This window comes from Mucilaginibacter sp. UYCu711 (genome assembly GCF_050433825.1).
Taxonomy (GTDB): Bacteria; Bacteroidota; Bacteroidia; order Sphingobacteriales; family Sphingobacteriaceae; genus Mucilaginibacter.
The window spans coordinates 229393-251580 of record NZ_JBNPWM010000002.1 but is presented as its reverse complement, the minus strand read 5'-3'; the positions used below and the strand labels follow the sequence as shown (position 1 = coordinate 251580).

Annotated in this window: 16 protein-coding genes and 1 tRNA gene; 2 read left to right on the top strand and 15 right to left on the bottom strand. The window is 45.2% G+C overall.

Annotation, left to right across the window (positions count from 1 at the left end):
• Nucleotides 1–13: 13 nt before the first annotated feature.
• The 7 genes from ABIB50_RS05180 to ABIB50_RS05150 form a co-directional block, all read right to left on the bottom strand.
• Nucleotides 14–88, bottom strand: a tRNA-Val gene (locus tag ABIB50_RS05180).
• A 148-nt stretch (nucleotides 89–236) separates the two neighbouring features.
• Nucleotides 237–2699 (bottom strand): hypothetical protein, encoded by a 2463-nt coding sequence (locus ABIB50_RS05175; RefSeq protein WP_429377842.1) that lies wholly within the window; start codon nucleotides 2697–2699, stop codon nucleotides 237–239.
• Complete coding sequence (locus tag ABIB50_RS05170) at nucleotides 2696–3517, bottom strand: phytanoyl-CoA dioxygenase family protein (protein WP_429377840.1); 822 nt, start codon at nucleotides 3515–3517, stop codon at nucleotides 2696–2698. Before ABIB50_RS05170 ends, ABIB50_RS05175 begins: the two co-directional genes overlap by 4 nt.
• Before the next feature lie 69 nt (nucleotides 3518–3586).
• A complete protein-coding gene (locus tag ABIB50_RS05165; protein ID WP_429377838.1) occupies nucleotides 3587–5551 on the bottom strand; it encodes a glycoside hydrolase family 97 protein in 1965 nt (654 codons plus the stop codon).
• 14 nt (nucleotides 5552–5565) lie between these two features.
• Nucleotides 5566–8445 (bottom strand): glycosyl hydrolase, encoded by a 2880-nt coding sequence (locus ABIB50_RS05160; protein ID WP_429377836.1) that lies wholly within the window; start codon nucleotides 8443–8445, stop codon nucleotides 5566–5568.
• Between the two features lie 11 nt (nucleotides 8446–8456).
• A complete protein-coding gene (locus ABIB50_RS05155; RefSeq protein ID WP_429377835.1) occupies nucleotides 8457–9431 on the bottom strand; it encodes a glycosyl hydrolase family 18 protein in 975 nt (324 codons plus the stop codon).
• Entirely contained in the window at nucleotides 9428–11686 is a 2259-nt protein-coding gene (locus ABIB50_RS05150) for a glycosyl hydrolase (protein WP_429377833.1), read from the bottom strand. The genes ABIB50_RS05155 and ABIB50_RS05150 overlap by 4 nt, the downstream gene beginning before the upstream one ends.
• Nucleotides 11687–11907: 221 nt before the next feature.
• On the opposite strand from ABIB50_RS05150, the gene ABIB50_RS05145 reads away from it, so the two are divergent.
• Complete coding sequence (locus ABIB50_RS05145; protein ID WP_429377832.1) at nucleotides 11908–14598, top strand: PQQ-dependent sugar dehydrogenase; 2691 nt, start codon at nucleotides 11908–11910, stop codon at nucleotides 14596–14598.
• A gap of 26 nt (nucleotides 14599–14624) precedes the next feature.
• Nucleotides 14625–15461, top strand: a complete 837-nt coding sequence (locus tag ABIB50_RS05140; RefSeq protein WP_429377831.1) for a sugar phosphate isomerase/epimerase family protein — start codon at nucleotides 14625–14627, stop codon at nucleotides 15459–15461.
• Nucleotides 15462–15463: 2 nt separating this feature from the next.
• On the opposite strand, the gene ABIB50_RS05135 is transcribed toward ABIB50_RS05140, so the two are convergent.
• The 8 genes from ABIB50_RS05135 to ABIB50_RS05100 all read right to left on the bottom strand — a co-directional run bounded on the left by ABIB50_RS05135 (nucleotide 15464) and on the right by ABIB50_RS05100 (nucleotide 21762).
• A complete protein-coding gene (locus tag ABIB50_RS05135) occupies nucleotides 15464–15697 on the bottom strand; it encodes a hypothetical protein (RefSeq protein WP_429377829.1) in 234 nt (77 codons plus the stop codon).
• A gap of 544 nt (nucleotides 15698–16241) precedes the next feature.
• On the bottom strand, nucleotides 16242–17060 hold the full coding sequence (locus tag ABIB50_RS05130; RefSeq protein WP_429377827.1) for a DUF4097 family beta strand repeat-containing protein: 819 nt from the start codon (nucleotides 17058–17060) through the stop codon (nucleotides 16242–16244).
• 15 nt (nucleotides 17061–17075) lie between these two features.
• Nucleotides 17076–17942, bottom strand: coding sequence for a hypothetical protein (locus ABIB50_RS05125; RefSeq protein WP_429377825.1), 867 nt, complete (start codon nucleotides 17940–17942; stop codon nucleotides 17076–17078).
• A 12-nt stretch (nucleotides 17943–17954) separates the two neighbouring features.
• Nucleotides 17955–18770, bottom strand: a complete 816-nt coding sequence (locus ABIB50_RS05120) for a zf-HC2 domain-containing protein (protein WP_429377824.1) — start codon at nucleotides 18768–18770, stop codon at nucleotides 17955–17957.
• 12 nt (nucleotides 18771–18782) lie between these two features.
• The gene (locus ABIB50_RS05115; protein WP_429377822.1) at nucleotides 18783–19307 is read right to left on the bottom strand and encodes an RNA polymerase sigma factor; all 525 of its coding nucleotides are present in this window, start codon (nucleotides 19305–19307) and stop codon (nucleotides 18783–18785) included.
• 274 nt (nucleotides 19308–19581) lie between these two features.
• A complete protein-coding gene (locus ABIB50_RS05110) occupies nucleotides 19582–19980 on the bottom strand; it encodes a (R)-mandelonitrile lyase (protein WP_429377820.1) in 399 nt (132 codons plus the stop codon).
• 55 nt (nucleotides 19981–20035) lie between these two features.
• Nucleotides 20036–21292: an MFS transporter gene (locus ABIB50_RS05105; protein ID WP_429377818.1), complete on the bottom strand. Its 1257-nt coding sequence runs from the start codon at nucleotides 21290–21292 to the stop codon at nucleotides 20036–20038.
• Nucleotides 21293–21327: 35 nt separating this feature from the next.
• Entirely contained in the window at nucleotides 21328–21762 is a 435-nt protein-coding gene (locus ABIB50_RS05100; RefSeq protein WP_429377817.1) for a MarR family winged helix-turn-helix transcriptional regulator, read from the bottom strand.
• Nucleotides 21763–22188: the final 426 nt, after the last annotated feature.

Genomic DNA, 22188 nt, shown 5'->3' with positions numbered 1-22188 from the left:
ACTTTTTAAAGTGTGGGAGTTACTGGGTTCGAACCAGTGACCCTCTGCTTGTAAGGCAGATGCTCTGAACCAGCTGAGCTAAACTCCCTTCGTTTTGGGACTGCAAATATAGAACTCTGTTGCAACTCCTCAAAATAAAAATGAAATAATACTATTATCTGCTGATTATCAATCCATTAAAGGTATAATATTCACTCTCGCATAGGTTTATTGCTATATTACACGCCTTAGCGGTATCAAGCCAACCTCTTAATTGTAAACCGGGTGGGCGTAGTACAGCGTTTCGTTAACAACAAACAGCCCACCGCATTGGCTTTAACGATTGTGGCTGTATTGTTTATTTTAAGCAGATAAGCCGCTCCGGGTGCCAAGCCATTAATGATAAACCGGTAATTATCTTTTGAGTTGATGGTCCATGAACAGGCCTCTTGCAACCATGAGCCAGTATCCATATATATTTTACGGTTTGATGTGGCATTTACCTGCATCGTCATAACATCATTGTTATGCGGGTAAAATGATAATTGCCGCCCAACTTTACTTGCGCCAAACCCTTCTTTGCTTTTAATTAAAAACCCATCGGTATTCATCGTATAGTCATTAACATTTAATTTAAGCTGGTATACTATACCACGCAGGGTGTACGCAAACTTCGCTCCGTTTAATTGTACCGAAATATTAGGTTCTATACCCATTCGGTTCCATTTAGGGCGGATGCCGTAAATATCCCGATACAGGGCGGTAGTGGTTGTTGAAATTCCTGCCAGGATATCTTCGCCCTGGCCCAATTGGGTTACGCGGCTGTAGCGTTGCGATGAAAGCCCATCTTTTTTATATTGCTTTAAAATGTTGTTAATGTATTTAAGGGCGATGCCTTTATCGTAATTGGCATACGCCCGGATACCAAGATAACCCCACGTAGGGAAGATATCGCCGTTTTCATACTTGGGAAACGGCCAGTTCCCACTTTGTACCTCTTCTTTTTTAAACGAATCAAAACATAGCGGCCAGTGGAACAGGTTTTCTTTTGAAGTGCGTGCCTCAATCTGGTCCAATATCTGCGCTATGCGTTGCGGATCATCGCAAATGCCAAATGCAATGGCACCCAGGTTAACCGGGGTAACCAGGTTGTCACCGTGCACCGAGCCGTCGTTATCACGCCAGTAAACGTATTGCTTTTTTTGTGGCGACCAAAAACCGCCGTCATCAATAGGTTTGTTAAAAGCTGTTTTAAGGCGTTGTGCAATGGCTGTATAGTATTCCTTCTTTTGCGTGTTCTCTAATACCTTTTCGCAATTGGCCCATAGCTTTAGCGCCTCATACATTTGCGCGTTAACAAAGGCGTTTTCATAACTAGCCCAAACAATGTCCAGCCAATCGCTGCCTTTTTTCTCGGCGATGTTGTTGTTCATCATTTCGAAGATCCCGTTGTTGTTGGCATCGCGTTTTATCAGCCAGTCCAAAGCTTTTTCACAACTTATTTGGTGCGCTTTCAGCCATTTGACATCTCCGTTCAGATCAAACTGTTCACTGGCGTTAATAACATATCCTGTTTGTGAATCAATAGTATATCCCCACATGGCCTCGTAGTAGCCTGTTTTGGCATTGTACGTGCCGGGGATCTCATCGCCGCGCGCATTATGCCAGCGCGATAGCACCCGCCCGTCGGGCAACATAGCCTCGTCGCGCTCCTGGTCAAGCGTGGCCGACATGTTTTTGGTGTAATTTTCATCATCAACCGCCATACCAATCTGCGCGAAGAATGGTTCGTGCATACATTTCCAGTTGGTAAGCCACCCATTAGCGCCAATAATATTGTTGTCTACAACGCCATACCTGCCGGTAGTATTCAACAGCTCGCGTACGGCAGCGGCATCTATCCCGGGCAGCGTGCCTCTTGAATACGTTTTAAAATAGTCTATATATTGCAGGTCGATAGCAAGTGTAACTGAACCTTTCTTAACCCTAAACGGTGCAAATACATCGGCTTTTTTAGAAACAAAACGACTAAGATTATAACGCTGTCCCAATGGCTCAGCGGTTATGGCCTGACTACAAATAAATTCATTATTAGCGCTATGCGAATATTTTGTGGCGATAGCATTGCCATTGCTTGTTTTTGTACTGATACGCAATCCATCGCCCGATTCGGCATTCCAGAACGTTACGCCCCCGGTGTGCACGCCGTAGGTATCATTTACCTGTTTAAGATATTTACACCAAACCATACCCCCATTATCTAAAATCCCGCCCTTCCAGACATTCAAATTGGCAAAGTTGTATTTGGGGAATGCGGTGTCTTCCAGCTCGGCATCATTATCATAATTGCGGGTAATTGTCCAGTGTATTTTGTCGCCGATTATTTTAAACACCCAAGTTTCGGCCACGGTCAATGTGCCATCACCATATTTTAGGCCTGATAGTTTAATGCCGTCTTTGGTTTCTGTTAGCCTCATATCCGATGCTTGCGACGCAGAGGTATATACTCCCTTTTTAGTTTGGATGCCGGTATATACGCCTGCGGCAGATAGCACATTACGCCCTTTTATTTTCAGCGCCTTAATCACATAGCCGGCAGCGTAATCAATGGTTATTGATAAGGTTTTATTGGGAACTGTCAGCGTTATGGTTTTATCGGCATTAAATCCAAACCCGGCATATATCAACAGGAACAATAGCATACCTTTTACCATTCTCATACAGCTTTTTTTTTACTGTAGATGAGCGGATTAATAACATCGCTATTTAGTGGATCACCAACTTTTAGTGTGGCTACCATCTCGTCTGATAAGATGTTTTGCGTACCGTTATAAGTATTACCATCGGGCATATACGCGCAGGTCATTGCCCGGCGCAGACCGGGTGTCATGTTAGCGTGAGCGCCATGTATAGTAAGCCCGTTATGGAACGAGCAGCTTCCGGCCTTCATTGGTGCGGCTACCGCTTTGGTTGTTTTAAACTCGGGATAAGTGGTGAATATGGCCCCCATATTTTTACCGATACCCGGATTTTCGAAAGTGGTTTTTTCGTATGAGCCGGGGATAAAGAACAGGCAGCCATTCTCGTAAGTAGCATCGTCCAGCGCTACCCAGATAGATACTGCCCTGCGGTCGCTAAACGACCAGTACGGTGTATCCAAATGCCATGAGGTTGGGTTAGCCCACGGCTTTTTAATCAGGGCCTGGTCATGCCAGATCCTTATGCCATCAACACCTGCCAGTTGCGCGGCCATTTTACCCAGGCGCTCATCCAGCATTATCCGGCGCATCTTTTCATTATCCTGCCAAAGATTAATCAGCTGATCAAACACATTGTCATAATATGATTTATCGGCATCATCACCTTTGCCGTAAACTTCCTTACGATCGGGCATTTTATTGCCGTTGCGTTTAGCTACTGATTCGTTAAGCGCTTCGCGCCAAAAGGCGAGCTCATCGGCAGATAAAAAATCTTCGATCACTAAGAAGCCATCGCGGCGGTATTGCGCAATAGCTTGCGGCGACAGGTCATTTCTCATAACGGGTGATATTATTGGTTAACTCAAATTTATAATAAAAGCGCATTAGCTGCTTCTGTCATTGGTTATTTATTCTTTCACCAAACGCATTACCTGTCCGCCGCCGGCAGCTATGGGTATTTCCAACACCTCGTTATTATCCACGCTCTTTACAGTCTTGGTTAAATGATTCGGCTGTGTGGCAACATCTGCTGCGTCCTGGTATAGCTCTGCATTATATGTCCCGGCAGGTAAAAAGGCGAGGTTTATTTTTAAGGTACGGCCTACGCTGTTATTGATAGTGCCTACATACCAATCGTCGCCATGGCGACGGGCTATGGTTAGATAGCCGCCGGTTTCGGCGTTAAGTACTTTGGTTTCGTCCCAAACGGTTGGCACATGCTGCAAAAAGTCAAAGCCCGGCTGGCCCTCATAAGCCTGCGGGTAATCGGCAACCATGTGCAGGTAACTCTCCATAACCACATACATGCCCAACATATGGCATCGCGTACCTAACATCAGCGGCCTTATAAAGTGCGTTTTAAATTCTGATGGCGGCACGGCTCTGAATCCACCTAAATGGTAATCTGTTGGGCCGGCAAGTAAGCGTGTAAAGGCAAGGTCCAGGTCATGCTCGGGGGTTAGCCCCATTGTTCGCCATTTGTTGTTCTCATAATTATAACTGCCCTCGCGGGTAAACTCGTTAGGGTACGTCCGGCTCATACCGGTGGGTTTATAAGCGCCGTGAAACTGGATGAACAGGTGGTGTGCCTCTGCTCTTTGCAATATCTCTTCCTGGATCTTTACCATCAGCTGGTCGTCGCGGTCCAGAAAGTCTACCATCATGCCTTTAATTCCCCATTTTTCAAATTGCGTAAAAGCGGTTTCCAATTGCGGATAAAGCGCGTGCCAGTTTACCCAAACGTGAATATTTACCCCTTTGCTTTTAGCGTAGTCGCAGATTTGCTGCATATCAAGCGATGCAATAGATTTTGTTACATCAGAATAAGTGCCCGGTGTGCCATAGCCCGCCCAATTGGTGGGATACCATGAAAAACCGCCATAGCCAATTACCGAATGGTATTCGATATGGTTACGCGCGCAAAAATCAATGTAGTACTTATTGGTCTCGAAGTTTGCGCCCGGTGTAAAAGAGGTGTCGGGGGTAACATCGCCATTCCACCAGTGGAACGAAGTTTTACCCGGTTTAAGCCACGAATAATCTTTAAGTTTAGGGGGCTCGTTTAGGTTAGTAAGTATGTTTGATTCTATCAAAGCACCAACGCGGTCGCTTATCATCATAACCCGCCACGGTGTGTGATGCGGAATGATGGCTTTTACTTTAATTTCCTTTTGCCCCGGTAATGGCGAAAGTTTGCTGATCAGCCCATCGCCATGTTTACCTAAGTACATGCCCGCGTAATCGCGCAGGCTGGCTTCGGTAATGGCCATGTAAGTTTTGTCACTAAACTCAAATAATGCCGGCATGTCAACCAAAACATTTTCTTTTAATTGGTTTAACGGCATTTTTTCGTACTCGCCCTCGTGGCTGCTGGTATAGTTTTTAAAGCTAAGGATGCGCAATTGCGGATTGCCTGCTACGTTAAACTCGCTGTTCTCGTCGGTTAATGTATAAGCCGCCCAGTTTTTTTGCTGCGGAAATTCGTACCGAAAAGCCAGCCCATCATTAAACACACGTACCACAATGTTTATCATCCGCTTTGCAGCAGCATTCTCTATCAATGGGATACTAACCTCCTGATAATGGCTAATAACATGCCTGGCCTTACCCACCACCAAGTCATATTGTTCATTGCCTGTTTTGTAAAGGGGCTTCAACATTTTCAAATCCCTTACAAAATTGCCGCTGTCTTTAAACATCAGCCCAAGGCCCGAGTTGTTAATCAGTGGTTTGCCTTTATAGCTAACCTGGTACATTGGTTTCTCTTTAGTCAATGTCAGCGCGAAGCGGATATTGCCATCCGGCGATTTCAAACTAACGCTTTTTTGCGCCAACACCGGCCGTACTATAGATAGCAAGATTAATGCGGCCAAAATTTTAATGGTTTTCATTCTACTTCCTCCAACTTCACCGGCCCAATCAATCCCGAAGGATAAAGCGGTGTGTCCTTATTAAACTTATGCATATTAGTTAACGTAAATCGTTTTTCCACCGGCAGGGGCTCATCGCCAATTAAGCGGTTAGGCCATAGGTTCACTACCGTGATTTCCAGCTTGTTTATACCGGGATGTGCCGCGCGGCTAATATCTACCTGCGCGGGCTTGGTCCATATCACGCCCATGTTAACGCCGTTTACTTTTACCACGGCTTCCTCGTGCACTACGCCCAGGTCAAGGATTAGTTTTTTACGTGCGGATGCTTTGTCTACCCTAAATGTTTTATTGTAAACCGCCGTGCCCGAGTAATGCCTGATATTATAATCGTCAAATTTTGTCCAGTCCATTAATGAGTCGATATGCAGGGTTGCCGGGCCGCCCCATTTAGGGTCGAAATGCAGCTCCCAACCGCCTGTTAACATGGTTTTGGTGACAAGTGCTGGATAATTCGATCTTGCATTACCCTGCGTGTGTATTGCAATCGGCTTCCTGAATACAATAAACACTGATCCACGCGGATCAAACTCCAACGGAACAGTAGTTAACCCATTGGCTTGCGTAAATGCTGTGGCGGGCCGCGTTTCGCCTGTAACCGGGTCCCAGATCTCCGGCCGTTTCCCGTTTACGCGGAAGGTGGCGTTTATTTTTTCTTGAGCATCCCAGCGGCTGGCGATGAAATAGATATCCTCATTACCTGCTTTGCGATGGATCCAGTCGATATCGCCGGCATTGCTCAGGCCAGTGTATGCAAAGTCGGGGGCAATGTGCAGGTCATTCAAAACCTCAGCGGCAGTACGGTCGGCAATTACATGTTTAGCGGCCGGTTTATCCCAAATGTCTGATATTATTTTTTCTTCCCATGCTGTTTCACTGCCAACTAATCCTGCGACCCCATCTGGGCGCGGACCGACAACTATCCCACCGGCAGCTACCAATGAATTGATCTTTTCAAGTGCTTTCAGGTCCATTTTAGCTTGGCCCGGCATTACCAATATTTTATAGCTCATACCATCGGGCAAAACAAAACGGCCATTTTTTACACTTACGCGGGTAAGCAGCGCATCAAGATTTAAATTATCATGATCATACCCCCGTGCGGGTAAAGCCGGTTGGGTTTTCTGTGGCTCGCCGTGGCCTATGCCATCGCCAACGTAATATAATGCATCTGCAACAAATAAGCCCTGCTGCAGCATGTACGAGCAACGGCCAACATAGGCGTTAAACGCCGGCGTTTGCTCCCACCAGGTTACGTTGCGGCTATAATGCGTACCGGCGAAATAAACAAAGCCGGGCTTGCCGGTAACCGATGAAGAATGACTGAAATTATGGAAGACAATAGAATTTGCACCATCACAAAATGCCTGGTCGGCTACGTTCTTCAGGTCGAAAAAAGTTTCCTCCCAATGCGGCCCTACCGACGTAAATGCCTCACAAGGCGTTAATAACTTGCCATAGATATGGTTTGCATTCGCTGTATTGCGCAACAGAAAGCGCCTATCGGGCGTAGGGCGATGTACCGACGGCACCCAAAACTCGCCCATGGCAACATCAACACCATTCGAGTTTTTCATGCCATCCAGCTGCGCCGAGTTTGGCCCTGATGCTTCCGAATAGCTGATCAATCCATGTTTGTTTGCCAGCTCCTTTAATCGCCCGTAATGGTTTTTGGCGATCAGGTCGGCGATAGTGCGGTAATAATCACGGCGGATCCCGTCCGATTGAACCGAATCGCCAATGGTTATTCCCACCAGCGCAGGCAACCTCGGGATCAGATCGTAATTGCGCAGGTCTTTAAATTTTTGCGGGAACTGTTTTGTCCATGTAGTCTCGCCGCCTTCCCAGCTATCGTCCTCAATACCGGTTAGGCCTCTTTTTTCTGCGGGTGTCATTTCCTTCAGCATGCGCCCAATGGTATGCCTCCAGGTGGTATCTAATGCCTCTGCGCTCATGCCATCGGTAAATAAACCCCAAACATCACCTTTGTTGGTGGGCTGGTAAGCAAACCGCAGGATCTTCCATTTACCCGCCGGTGCATCCCAACGCAGGCGGCCATCGGCATCAATCTTATCAGATAAATTGATCACCCGGAAAGCATCGGCTTTAACTCCCTGCGGGATAGCCAGCACCGCAATTTCATGTCCTATAAATTTAGGTGTCTTTGGGTTTTGGGCTTGCCGTGCAGATTTTCGTTTATAATCTGCTGCAATGCCTGCCGACGATAAATAAGTTGCCGAAACAGTTTCATTTGGCTCGGGCAACACTTCACCAAAAACAGTGCCTCCTTCAATGTTTTTTTCGGACCATAGCATCCGCTGCTGCCCATACTCAGCCGGAATGGGGCCCGATGTGCCGGCCAACCCAACGCTTAAAACCAACTTTACGCCTAATCGTCCGGCTTCTTTTGCAGCAAATCTAAATAGCTCGCGCACCCGATTATCCCAGGGTTGCAGATGCGCCGTTGGCAGGTCGTTCATGTAGGCTCCGGCAAAATCTTTAGTCGGGGTAAAAACATATTTCTTGTCTTTTAAAACCATGGTAGCCAAAGTCGAGCTTAGTTCACTGCCGGTACCGCTTTCATATAGTATCGCTCCCTCAATGCCCTTAGCTTTCATTTCTTCCAAATCCTTTGTAATGGCTTCCTTGCTGGTATTTACCCGCAGCCACATCCAGAAAACCCAGGGCCGTGCAACGTGAGGCGGGGTCTTAAAATGATTGACCATTTGCGGATCGGCAACGGCAGATGTTGTATTAAACCCCTGTTTCTTTTGCGCAAAAGCCGGGCCGATCAATAAAAATGCCGCAAGGGCTATAAAAGTTTTTTGAGGGTTCATTGGGTATGCGGTTAATCTTTTTTGTAGGCTTGCTGGTAAATAGTATTTAATAACGATTTATCGCCAGGTGCATCACCCAGCAACTGCCATATCATTATACCTGCCGCTTCTTTTTTAGCGAGGTCGGTTTTTTGTTTAATGGTTGGGATGCCATTATAATAAATAATCTTGCCGCCGGGCAGGTCCCATTGATCAAGCAGCTCGGCACCGGGGTTTTGGGTTATCAGCTGTCCATAGGTCATGCTGATACCTGGTGTAATCAAATCCGGGCCAAACCCATATCCATAAAACCCAACACCCAATACTATCTTATCTTTAGGGATATGTTTTACGGTATGGAAATAATCAAGGTCAGACACGGCCTTATCATACGGCGAGTGTTGGCCGGGTCGCTCTGGTCTTCCCGGGCTGGTATGATCGTAACTCATCAGGTTCACAAAATCATATTGGGCAAGGGCGGCTTCGGTGAGCTGGTCTTTATAAAATATGGCGATAGCTGCTGTGGTGAGCAAATTATGCGCTTTCATGGCTGCCGATAGCCCGGTGGCAAATTTCTCGTAGTTGTCGTCAATATCCCGGCTTTCAATATCCACATCTATACCGTCAAGGCCCAGTTTAAGTGCGATGCCGGTTAAGTCGTTAATAAATTTGTTTCTTTTATCGTCCTTTAACAAGTTACCATAGTAAGGATGCTTACCACCGCCTGCAATTGAGGCCAGCACCTTTACGTTTTTAGCATGCGCTGCTTTTATAAACGGAATAAGGCCGGATAGGTCCGTACTAAAGTTCCCTAATGTATCGGGATTTAAAAACCAAAGGTTAACGTGGGTAAGCTTATCAAAAGGTACGGTAGTCAAATCGGCAGTAAGCGCCGCCCGGATAGAATAATAGCCCACTATCTTAAATTTTGACTTGTCCGCAGTTTGTGCAAATGCTTGCGATACAATAAGTAGGAATACAAGGTTTAAAATCAGTTTTCTTTTCATGGCTTACCTTTACTAATTATAAAAATTGATTTTACCGCGGCTAAATTCAGTTTAACGCGGCTATAAACAGCACCATTGATCTTTAAATACAATAGCTGTTTTATGGCTACTTCTTTACCGGTGTCAGGATCCCATATTTCTAAATCCAGTTTTCCTTTTAGGTTGATATAAGTATTTACCGGGTTAGTGGTTGAATTGGCTATATAATAAATATCCTTTCCACCTTTTATTTTATGAAGATAAGATAGCTTCCCCGTTTGACTATTTGCCGCCAGCGTGTTTTCCAGGATCACATCCGGAGTAGGTGCCATCACAGTTAACGCCTGCGCCAAGCTAACCGAATCGGCCATTGGCAAAAACATAGCCACGCCGCCACTGGTGTTTTTATTGGTGGTTATCGTTGCGGGCATTTGTTCGCCGTCAACATTAAACATTTGTTTCACGATGCTTTGAACCCCGGCATCCATCCCAAACTCTGCCGATTTAGACGGCAGCAAGTAGGTAGCTATAACCTTGCCGCCCTGTTGGTAAAACGTTTGCAATTTTTTTAGCGCCGGGTAAGAGATAACTTTCCCGGCAGGTAAGATAATCACCTTATAGGTTTGTTTGTTAACCTTATTATTTAAAACTACCTGTTTTTGGCTAACGCGATACTTAGCGCCCGTAAACAGTTGCGGATGAATAAAAGAGAAGTCGCGGTGCAGGTTGTTGGTCAGCAAATCGCTTATGGCCAAGTAGTCAGTACCTTTGGGGGGCATCTGCCCGTATACATGGCCCTTTGCTTCAAAACGGTAAAAGCCTTCCAACGCGGCTATGGGGTAGATAACCCCAATTTCTGCTACCTGCCTGCCGCCGGTAAGCACCATTGATGTACGGGCTGCAAAATCATTAAACTTTTTTAATCCCGGCGCTATCTTATCACTATAAGGCGACACCAACGGTGGTATGCGCACCGACTGCGGTTTATAATCATACCACATACCATGCGGTACCAGTTGGTTTATGCCACGTACAAATACCTCCATAGCGGCCTGGTACATGGTGTTAATAGTAAATTTATCTTCTAAAAACGCGCCAAAGATCTCGGCAGCCACAACCGGTTTATCATACACCGCCGCAGCCGAACTCACCAACTTAAAACCTTCCCTGCCATGGCCGTGGTAAAATATGGCATCCATTGTTGGGATATCCTGGTGGCGGTTAAATTTAAAAATATCGAAGTTCATATCCACCGGCTGGATCTCGTAGTTACCGGGTGGATGGCCCGAGCTTTTCAAGCCATGTTTGTTATCCCAATCGGTAACTATTTTAGGAAAACCTTCGGCCAACAATTCGGCCCGGGTGTCAAAAAAAGCAACCCGGGCGGCTTCGGTTTCCGGGCCTATGTCTTCCCATAGCGCGGGATAATATGTAGCGGGATCTTTACCATATAGCTGTTTAAACTTTGCGTTAAAAGCGTCGGTCCAGCCACGCTCTGCGCTGTAGTAGCCAACATCATCGAAGAAGGTTTGCTGTATGGTAGTTGCAAAATAGCTGCCGAAGCGCTTATAATATTCATCGTAAGTTAAGCCAATGAATTTCTTCACAGCATCAGGGTCCATATAATCAACCAGCGCCTCCCCGTTTGGCTGGCTGGTAAAGGTTTGGATTTTCCATTGTCCGGCCGGGGCCTGCCATAATAGCTTCCCGTCTTTAGCAAATGGAGTAAGGTCTATACGCTTATTGTTGGATAGATCTGTACCAACAACCGCCATTAAGGCACCTGCGGATAAGGTTAAATTTATTTGCTGGCCGCCGTTTACTAAAGTATCTTTCTTAACTAATAACTTACGGGTTGCACCCGGATAAAGCCGCTTTAATTTGCCGCCCGCCGTACCACTGGGAAAATCCACGTCGTCATAAAAAATAACACGGCCATTATTTGCCTTTACTGCTTTTAAAATATCCGCGTAGCGGGCAAAGTATTCGCCGGTTAAATAAACGGGACTCATTCCGGGCGAGAGTAAACCCGTTGGATGCTGCCTGCCGGCGGTAACCGGTAAAATGGTTACACCGCCAAAACCAGCTTTCATTGTTGCAGCAACCTGTTTGTTTATTTCATCGGTTGTTAGGTTGCCGTTTAAATGCCAAAATGGAACCGGCCTGAATTTAGCCGGCGGCATTTTAAAATCACGATACAACCCCTGCGCACTTAAACGCGCGGCACATAGCAACAACAGCGCCGGCACTAAAAGCCGGTATTGGGGTTTTAACATGGGGTTTAGCTGGTTTAAAGCAGGTTTCTCAAACTTATATTAAAAATCCTTTAAATCAAATTCTTATACGTGTTGACAATGTTTAAGCATGCGGCACATCCACCTATTAAATGTCACTATTTATGTGTAACAAATTTGATAATTTGTAAAAATATAGTATCATTGAGCACCAATTATTCAACGATCAGCTCAATTTATTGCTATCTTACTAACCAACTGTTATGCGTAAACAAATTTTACTATCGGGCTTGATAACAGCCGCATTGTTTTTTAACGCTTCGGCACAACAAAAGCCGGATGATAACCGCTTTACCAAAGTAGTACTGGCTCAGCGTATTGAAGAGCCTATGCAATTCCAGATCTTGAAGGATGGCAAGGTTTTGTATGCCGAGCGCAAAGGCAAGCTAAAGCTATATGATCCCGTTACACAAAAAATATCCGTTATCCACGAGTTTGCGGTAAGCACCAAATATGTAAGTCAAACAGGCGAGGTTAGTGAAGCCGAGGATGGGTTACAGGGTGTGGTGCTTGATCCGGATTTTTATAAGAACCATTTGATCTATATTTACTATGCCCCTGCGGGTAATGAGTCAGTTAACCGTTTAGAAAGATATACCTGGGATGGCAAAGGCCCGTTGAATGTGGCATCAAAAAAGAAAGTGCTTGATGTTGTTGTGCAGCGTTTTGAGTGCTGCCACGTTGGTGGCGGGATGGTTTTTGATAAAGACAAGAATTTATATTTAAGTACGGGCGATAATACTTTTTCTCGCGCATCCGACGGTTTCTCACCGTTAGACGAACGCCCGGGCATGTTTACCCAGGATTCGCAAAAAGGCTCATCCAACACCAATGACCTGCGCGGAAAGATCCTGCGGATCCACCCGGAGGCGAATGGCACCTATACAATCCCGAAGGGAAATTTATTTAAGCCCGGTACACCGCTAACACGCCCCGAGATCTATACTATGGGTAACCGTAACCCATGGCGCTTAACAATTGACAGTAAAACCGGCTGGTTATATTGGGGCGAAGTTGGCCCGGATGGCAGCCAGGATGATTTTGAGCACCGCGGACCACAATCGTACGACGAATTTAACCAGGCAAAAAAAGCGGGTAACTATGGCTGGCCTTATTTTGTGGGAAACAGCTTCCCTTATCATCATTATAACTTTGCCACTAAAGAATCGGGCCCATTGTTTGACCCTGAACATCCTGTAAATACATCACCAAATAATACCGGCCTTAAAGATCTGCCGCCAACTATACCGGCATTTATCTGGTATTCAAAACAGCAAAGCACCAAGTTCCCGCTGCTTGAGAGTGGCGGTAACAGCGCCGTTGGCGGGCCGATATTTCACGCGTCAGATTTTAATAATGCCCCGCGTTTGTTCCCGTCATATTACGAAGGAAAATGGTTTATTACCGATTGGGTGCGTGGCTGGATAAACGTGGTGACAATTGATGATAATGGAAATTATGTTAACATGGAGCGTTTCCTGCCCGGCCAGAAACTACGCGGACCAATTGATATGAAGTTTGGCCCTAACGGCGACCTATATGTATTAGAATATGGTAACGGTTATTTTAAAGACAATCCCGAAGCCGAATTGATCCGCATAGAATATAATGGCGGCAACCGCAAGCCACAGGTACAGGCAACTGCAAATAAAATAGCCGGCGCGGTGCCGTTAACAGTTAACCTTTCATCGGCGGGTACAAAGGATGATGACGAGGGCGATAAACTAACTTATAGCTGGAAGATCACCAAAAATGGCGCACCGTTTAAAACCATCGCGCAAGCTAATCCTTCATTAGCTTTTACCACACCGGGTGTTTACAAGGCCCTGTTAACCGTTACCGATACCAAAGGCGCCAGCAACAGCAAGGCGGTTGAGATAAAAGCAGGCAACGAGCCGCCGTTAGTAACCATTAACGTTATTAAAGGTAATTCGACTTACTTCGTTCGCGGACAGAGCATAACCTATAACGTGAACGTAGTTGATAAGGAAGATGGCAGCCTGGCTAATAAACGGATCTCTCCAGCGCGGGTAGCTGTTAGCGCCAATTATTTATCAGAAGGATATAACATGACGGCTATTGCCTCAAAACAGGGCAGTGTTGATGCCGGTACACAATATGCCGGGGCTATGGCTTTGATAGCTAAAAGCGATTGCAAATCGTGCCACTCGATAACCGAAAAGGTTTTAGGTCCTGCCTTTACCCAGGTAGGTATAAAATACAAAGGCGATCCGGGTGCTCCCGACCGTTTGGCTAAAAAGATCATATCGGGCGGACAAGGTGTTTGGGGTGATGCCCAGATGCCGGCACACCCAACCCTGGCCGATGCTGACGCTAAGGCAATTGTAAAATATATATTGAGCCTGGCTTATCCGCATGTCGCCAAATCTTTGCCTGTTGCAGGTACTTATACCACTTCGGTTCCGCAAGGGGAAAACACTGATGGCAGCTTTATACTACGCGCTGCTTATACAGACCGCGGTAATAAGAATATTGGCAGCCAAACGGGTGAACAGGTGCTGGTTTTGCGCGCTCCTGTTTTACCTGTATCAACCGCTGTTGAAACCCATGATATAGCTTTTAATCGCGACAGCACAGTTGCCATTGTTAAGGCTGAAGGTGCCTGGCTAAAGTTTAACAAAGTTGATCTTACCGGGTTTATTCAAATGGAGTTAATAGCCTCTGCCGGCCGCGACAACACAACCGCAAAAGGGAACATTGAAGTGTACGCCGGTTCATTACAGGGTAAACCAATAAGTGCTTTTTCGTACTATGGCGGGTTAAAGAAAAACATAAAAATAGGCTTTGCTAACCGGGGAGTGTCCGATCTGTATTTTGTATTTAAGGGTACCCCCTTAAGTATAAGGGAGATAAAATTTAGTAATAGCGAATAGATATATTAATTAGTAAATCAAAAAACATGAACAAACGCAGAGATTTCCTCAAAAACATGGGCGCACTGGCCGTCGGGTCGGTATTGCTATCATCGTATAAATTTGCCCCTAAGAAGGTAAGCAACGCTGGGATCCAGCTTTACACTTTCCGCCAGGAAATGTTAAAAGACCCACAAGGCACATTAAAAATTATTGCCGACCTGGGTATTAAACAGATAGAGTCTGCTGCAAGTAATAAGGGATTGTTTTATGGTTTAACGCCGAAAGAAATGAAGCAAACGTGTAAGGACCTGGGTATGACCTTACGCAGCGCACATTGTGGTATTGATGCCAACTGGCAACAAACCATTGATCAGGCTGCAGAATCAGGACAGGAATACCTGGTTTGTTCTTCCATTCCATATGCAGGCGATACCGTTGCTAATTATCAAAAAATAGCAGAACGCTTTAACAAGGCCGGCGAAGAGTGTCAAAAAGCAGGGCTGAAGTTTGGCTATCATAATCATGATTATGAATTTAAGGTTGATGATGGGTTGGTGTTGTATGATGTGCTGCTGGTAAATACAGACCCCGAGCTGGTATCAATGGAGATGGATCTGGGTTGGGTGGTTGCTGCCGGTAAAGACCCGCTTGCCTATTTTAAAGAATACCCGGGCCGTTTCCCGTTATGGCACTTAAAAGACATGAAAGGCAGAAACAGCGTTGAGTTTGGTAACGGCACTTTAGATATCAAAGGCTTGCTTACACAAAGCAAAGATGCCGGTATGAAATACTTCTTTATTGAACAGGAAGAATATCCTGCAGGATCGCCCGCGTCAAGCATGAAGATTAATATGGAATACCTATCAAAACTTGACGTTTAAAATTACATAGCTACACTATGCCCGGGGCGTGGGTCCTCGGGCAATATTTCCATTTCCGGAAACTCAATATACTCGGCATACCATTGTATGGCGCCCACAACATCCAAAGCATCCTCTGCAGATATATCAATGGTCTCGAAGGCGTATAGCTTGTTTTGCGCATAACCAAATAACTGTATTTCGTTATTATTGGGCTCAAACCTGTCATTGTCCAGGCAATGCACCCGTATCTTCAAGTTTGTGTCTCTTGAATGAATTATATCTCGGCAAGGGTTATTCGGATCGGTTGCTAATAGATATACATTGTATTCCATATATTTCCTAACAACACTTAACGCGGATAGTTTCAGGTTTTTTATTTATAGATAGATGGATAAATGACTGAGTCGTTGATCTGTTCTCATATAACTGATGAAGCACAGCGGCGTTAAGTGCTCTTATTGGGTTACCATCACTGTGGCCAACTTGCGCAAAATACACCCTAACTGGGGAACAAATTCAACATTGCAACTTTACTTTTTAAGTTAAAAGTTTCGTTTTGCGCAATTTGTAACACGTCCGTTACATTGGCATTGCATTTGTCTAAGAATATATATCCCTCCCAAAAGGGTTGTTTTTCATAGGTAGATGTAGGGCCGAAATACTGCGAGAGTCATTCGGCCCTTTTTAACCCCTCAAAGAACAAATTTGAGTTTAATTTGCCCCTAATAATAACATATATAATAAAACAAAGGCCCCGGGTGATCGGGGCCTTTGTTTAAAGGAATATCAGAGGTGTAGTTATTTCGCCTTGCGCAGATAAATATTACCATTCATGTTTTTCATCAGCAGCTCCTGCCCGCCGCCGCCTATTGTTCCGTTTACCCAGTCTTCTATTTCTATATGGTATAAGCCATCTTTAACTGTTTTACTGCTTTTAGGCGCCGCGCCTTTGGTCGCGGCCATATCAAAATCAGTATAGATCTCGCCCCGGTCAGACCGTAGTTTAACATTGGCCTTAAGGCTTGCAGGGAAAGTTACATCAACATTACCATTAAGCGTGGTAAATGCCATAGCCGCTTTTGGGTCTATTGTTTTTAGGGTAACTATAACATTGCCGTTAACCGTATTGGCTACTACAGAGCCGCCTACATTGGTTAATTTAATAGCACCGTTAACATTTATCACCTCAATATCACCGCTGATATCGCTGGCGTTTATATTACCCCCGTTTACGGTATGCAGTTTAACGCTATTGGCTCCCTGAGGTATTTTAATAGTAAGCGTAACCTTTCTACCGGGGTTGCCGGTAGTTACATCAACCGTATTGTTTTTTTGACGGGCGGTAACATCCAACCCACCACTGGTCGAGATCCGTTTCATACCATTTTGGGTTTCACCTCTTTCTTTGCGGCTTTCTGCCTGGGCATCTATAATAATGTCTTTGCCTTCGTAAGGCAGCACTATAATAGATCCAGATACCAGGTCAACATTTAATTTATAGGGTTTGCCCGGTTCGCTTAGGGACACTATCAGTTGTTCTTTTGTTTCTTGTGCTACCAGGCGTACCGATAGCATCATCGCTATTAATAATATGCCTGTAATTTTACTTGCTTTCATGTTGTTTGTTATTAATTAAGCTTTTTTAATATAGATATTTCCGTTGAGGGTTTCAAACTTAAATAGTTTGCCGCCTGCGCCCACTTTTATCTGGGTGTTTTTATTTAGTTTATAGGTTGTGCTATTGTCTCTTTTGGTTTCTGTTTTTACTACCTCTGTTGGCAGGATCTCGGTATTGTCAAAGTCGGTATAAAACTGGCCGTTCATGCTTTTAAACTGCAGGTTAGCCGCCAGGCTGTTTTTGTAAGTGATCTCAAGCTTGCCGTTAATTGTAAAATAGCTGCTTGGCTCGGTTGGGTTAACCAAATAATTTACCGTAACATTCCCATTAACCGTACGTGCATCTGTGGTGTTTTTTGCATTTACAATGGTTACAGGCCCATTAACATTATTAACCTTTAGTTTGCCGTAAACGTCGCTCACAACTATGCTGCCATTGTTAACTGTTGATACTTTAATATTCATATTGTTAGGCACCTTCACGGTATACTCTAATTTTACAATGTAATGCCTGCGTGGCCGAGGTTTGTCGTTGTCTATCCATTTATGCGGACGGGTGTCATAGGGCTCTGCAGTATAGGCAACAATAGTATCCGCCTTTTGGTCGAACCCCAGCTTAAATTCCTGTTTAGCAAACCCCATTTGTTCGGCGTCATCAGCCTCAATAGTTTGATCAATTTCAATCATTACCTGGTTGCCGCTATAGCCTTCAACCTTTACACTTCCCCATACATTATAAAGTGTAAATACGCTGTTTGCAGCCGGTTGTTGCAGTGTAAATTGTTTGCTTATGTGCTCTTTGGCTTGTAGTTTTTCCGCCTTATTTTGGGCAAAACAGCTTCCGTATCCCGCTAATAGCGCGATCCATATTAATGTTTTCATACTTAAGTTTGGTTAAATTAAACTGTTTATTGTTTGCTTGATCTTATCCCTGACACCGTTGTCCAGGTTTTTTTGTTTTAATAATTGTTTAAATGACCCCACCGCTTTTTTCTCCTGTAGTTTCAGCATCACATCCGCAATGGCCGATTGCATCAGTGGCGAATCCTGCGTTGTTATAGACAGGATCAACCCCGCCCTAACTTCCGGATGATTGGCCAGGTGGGTTAGCGCGTCCAGTGTACTTAATCGCACGTTTACATTAGGGTCGTTATTTAATGTTGCTAACAGAGCCTCAATAACCTGGTCATCCACGTGTTTTATCTCGGTGGTATAGCTCACGCCTTTTATTCTTTCGGAAGCCGATGGGTTTTCCATCAATGCCAGCATCATGGTTTGCTTTAACTCATGCACCTGGCCGCTTAGTGCCTGCAGCTGTTTATCCTGTTGTGCCCCTTTGGCTGTATTGAACACCCAATATCCGCAGGCAAAACTAACTGCTATTATTACCAGGCTATAAGCCATAGGCAAGCGTGGCTGCCAGTACCATAAGTTGTTCAGCTTATCTTTTAAATTGCGCAAAAACCTGTTTTTGTCCGCTTCGGTTTCTTTGTAAGTATCCAGCATGGCTTGGAATCTAACCTGCATATGTGCAGATGGTTCAGGCACCTCAACAGTATCCATATCGGCCCATACCCGGCGCATTGCTGCCAGCTCTTCGCGGCAGGCATTACACCCGGCAAGGTGTTGCTTCAGCATTTCGCTTTCGGCCGGTTTAAGTTCTTTCTTTATCCAGCCGGTAAACAGTTCCTCATATTGCTCGCACTTCATCGTTTTTTCTGTTTATCGTTCTACGTTTATATATATCTTCTTTAACTCCTGTATAGCCCGGTGCACCCGCACTTTTACCGCACCCTCACTAATATTTAGTATCTGCGCAACTTCCTGGTGTTTTAATTCCTGGAAACGGCTTAGCGTCAACACCTCGCGCTCGTCGGCATTAAGGCGCTCCATCGCCCGGCGCAATCCTTCGGCAGCTTGCTTTTTTTCCAGCTGCAATTCAAGGCTAACGCCGTCAGGCAGCCAGTCGGCCATTTCATCCACGCTTATCCCGGCTTGCACCTGCTTTTTTTGCCGTCCCTGATCCTTCAGCACATTACGCGCAATGGTGTACATCCAGTGCACAAACTCGCCTGTACCGGTAAAGCTGTTGCGATATTTGATCATCTTATAAAAAATTACCTGCACCATATCTTCGCTGGCCTCGCGCTGATAGGTCATGTGGTAAAGAAAGCGGTACAATTGCCGGTGGTAGCGCTCAAAAAGCAGCCCCATCCGGTCAAGGTCGCCGTCCCTTACCTTTAGCATTATCGCATTGTCAGTTAACGAGTTCAACGCGGCTTATTTTTTTATTGTGATCATATATAGTACTGTAAACTCTGATAAAAAAAATTGGTTACAGGAAATTTACGCTTTTTTATCGACAGCCCATAAAAACAAAAAGGGCCGCATTTTTAAGTGCGGGCCGAAGGTTTAAATCTAAAGATTGGGGAGAAATGGGGAGGTGTACCAAATGTACCAGCTGTACCAGGTGTTTCACCTGTTCCTGGTACAGTACAGTCGCCAAACCGGCGACTATTAATTATGCTGCGTTATATTGTTCGTCCGTAACCTGCTCCATCCAGTCAACCGGCGAGCCGTTCAGTTTTTCCTGTATGGCAATATGGCTCATGGCTGTATTTGCGGTGGCACCGTGCCAGTGCTTTTCGCCCGGCTCAAAGTAAACCACATCACCCTGCCTGATCTCTTGTTTGGCATCACCTTCGCGTTGTACCCAACCACAGCCGGCCGTAACAATAAGCGTTTGCCCAAGCGGATGAGTATGCCACGCAGTGCGGGCACCCGGTTCAAATGTTACCAGGGCCATTACAGCACGTGCCGGCTCGGGCGGACTGTTTAGCGGGTCTATCCTTACCTGCCCTGTGAAATATTCTGCGGGGCCTTTTCCTGATGGTTGTGTTCCGCTGCGTCTAATTTCCATAGTAATAGCTTTGTATAGTGAACGTTTTTTATTTGGTGATGTTTTGCTATCGCGATTAAGCTGCAGGAACAACCGGTTGTACCAATACTTGTTTCTTTTTTAATTTCAATTTCTCGTTATGTAAATAACGCCAGTGCAACAACCCAATTAATAATGCGGCCACACCCTCGCCAAGCATCGTATTTGTACTACCTACCCATTTGGATATCGAACCAACTAATAATCCGCCTATAGGCTGCATCCCGAAGAACGCCATGGCGTAAAAGCTGATAACCCGGCCACGCATGTTTTGGTCGACGGTTGTTTGGATCAGCGTATTGCTCACCGTTATCTGCGACATCATACCAAAACCGGCTATAGTAACAAATAGCAGCGCCAGCCAATAATTATGCTCGTGCGAAAATAGCACAAGGCCCGCGCCAAATACCAGCGTGTTAATAAACAGGATCTTCTTTAAGTTAGCCCCCGTTTTTTGCGAGGCCAGAAATATCGCGCCCGAGAATGCACCCAGGCCGATAAAACTATCTATTACACCAAAGGTAGTAGCCGTGCCTTTAAACACATCGCGGGCATAGTAAGGTATCAGCGTACTAAACGGCAACACCATCAAACTTATTAATGCCAGCATGATCAGTACAAACATAATGGACGGCGTGCGTTTGATGTAGGATAATCCTTCGCGCAACTCGCCGAAGCCGCTTTTTGGGTGGGGCTTCTTGATATATTTCGGCAGCCGCATCATTAGCAACGAGCCTATAACCGCTATAAAGCTTGCGGCATTACCAACAAAACAGGCTCCGTCGCCAAATTTTTCTAATATCAGGCCCGCTATAGCCGGGCCTATCAATCGGGATAAATTAACCATGGACGAGTTTAGCGCCAAAGCATTCGGCAGGTTATTTTTATCATCAACCATATCATACACTAACGATTGCCGGGCCGGTACATCAAAAGCATTGATAATGCCCAGCACAACGCTTAGCGCCAATATCTCCCAAACCTCGTAATGGTTTAACAGGATCAGCGCAGCTAACAATATAGCCTGTACCATGGAGGCTATTTGCGTAGCCAGTAAAACTTTGTAACGGTCATACCTGTCAGACACCACACCGCCTATAAGCGAAAATAAAAACGAGGGGAACTGGCTGCAAAACAGCGTTAGCCCCAGCATAAAGGTTGAATGTGTAAGCGTATAGATAACCCAGCTTACCGCGGTTTTTTGCATCCAGGTACCAATAAGTGATATAGATTGTCCTGTAAAATATAGCCGGTAGTTGCGGCTGCTGAATGCCCTGAAAGTTGTGATGTTCATTTCTATTCTAATCCGTCTTCACAAATGTTTACCGGTCACTCAAAATCAACTATTTTGGTTAGCGGTATTATTGCTTGTTTTAATAACTCTTGTTCTTGTTGGGTGCAGGTGGCCTCGATAGCGTGGGCCAGCCAATGATCGCGCTCAGTGCGTACTTGTTGCAAAGTTTTTTCGCCCTCGGTTGTCAGGGTGATCAATACCTTGCGCTTATCCGTTGTCGAAGCGGTTCGGGTGATATAGCCCAATTCAAGCAGGTGGCTCAATATGGTCGACATGGATTGATTGGTGATCTGCTCCATGGCAGCCAACTCGCTTGGCAGTAACTCTTTATGCTGCAGCAATAAAAAAAGCACAGACCGCTCGGTAAGTGACAGTTGCCGACCGGTAGCCGATTCTTTCCGCAGTTTTTTAATTAACCTGCCCACTACTGTGCGCAGGTCTGAAACGAATTCCTGGTTGTTACTATTCATTATTTGTAAGGCAAACTAATTAGTTTGCCTTACAAATATAGCGCGGTATTCTTATTTCTTTATCATGACAGGGTAATTTTGAAATCGATTTGTTTTGTTTCACGAAATGGTAAAACAAATGAAACAAGTGAAACAGGATATTGAGTTAATAAGTTGAAAATAAGATGTTTGCAAAAATTGCGTGAAACAAAATGAAACAACGTTTCAGTCAGTAAGATTATACATGAATTTTTACTAATCTATTGGTAATTAAACAATTGCAAATTATGTCGTTTTGACCCCATGAAACAAGGTTTTTGTTTCACATTTTGGCTGTTGTGAAACAAGATTCCGGCATTCGTAGAGACGCAATACATGGCGTCTCTACACCGGTAATGAAAGCGCGCCGCTTACTCACCCGACATCGCTTCGCTCGTCTGCCCTCTC

Bases quoted from the DNA above. Each gene is read 5' to 3' on its own strand.
- ABIB50_RS05175 (WP_429377842.1), bottom strand. From the start codon at position 2,699: ATGAGAATGGTAAAAGGTATGCTATTGTTCCTGTTGATATATGCCGGG.
- ABIB50_RS05170 (WP_429377840.1), bottom strand. From the start codon at position 3,517: ATGAGAAATGACCTGTCGCCGCAAGCTATTGCGCAATACCGCCGCGAT.
- ABIB50_RS05160 (WP_429377836.1), bottom strand. From the start codon at position 8,445: ATGAACCCTCAAAAAACTTTTATAGCCCTTGCGGCATTTTTATTGATC.
- ABIB50_RS05155 (WP_429377835.1), bottom strand. From the start codon at position 9,431: ATGAAAAGAAAACTGATTTTAAACCTTGTATTCCTACTTATTGTATCG.
- ABIB50_RS05150 (WP_429377833.1), bottom strand. From the start codon at position 11,686: ATGTTAAAACCCCAATACCGGCTTTTAGTGCCGGCGCTGTTGTTGCTA.
- ABIB50_RS05145 (WP_429377832.1), top strand. From the start codon at position 11,908: ATGCGTAAACAAATTTTACTATCGGGCTTGATAACAGCCGCATTGTTT.
- ABIB50_RS05140 (WP_429377831.1), top strand. From the start codon at position 14,625: ATGAACAAACGCAGAGATTTCCTCAAAAACATGGGCGCACTGGCCGTC.
- ABIB50_RS05130 (WP_429377827.1), bottom strand. From the start codon at position 17,060: ATGAAAGCAAGTAAAATTACAGGCATATTATTAATAGCGATGATGCTA.
- ABIB50_RS05125 (WP_429377825.1), bottom strand. From the start codon at position 17,942: ATGAAAACATTAATATGGATCGCGCTATTAGCGGGATACGGAAGCTGT.
- ABIB50_RS05120 (WP_429377824.1), bottom strand. From the start codon at position 18,770: ATGAAGTGCGAGCAATATGAGGAACTGTTTACCGGCTGGATAAAGAAA.
- ABIB50_RS05115 (WP_429377822.1), bottom strand. From the start codon at position 19,307: ATGCTAAAGGTAAGGGACGGCGACCTTGACCGGATGGGGCTGCTTTTT.
- ABIB50_RS05110 (WP_429377820.1), bottom strand. From the start codon at position 19,980: ATGGAAATTAGACGCAGCGGAACACAACCATCAGGAAAAGGCCCCGCA.
- ABIB50_RS05105 (WP_429377818.1), bottom strand. From the start codon at position 21,292: ATGAACATCACAACTTTCAGGGCATTCAGCAGCCGCAACTACCGGCTA.
- ABIB50_RS05100 (WP_429377817.1), bottom strand. From the start codon at position 21,762: ATGAATAGTAACAACCAGGAATTCGTTTCAGACCTGCGCACAGTAGTG.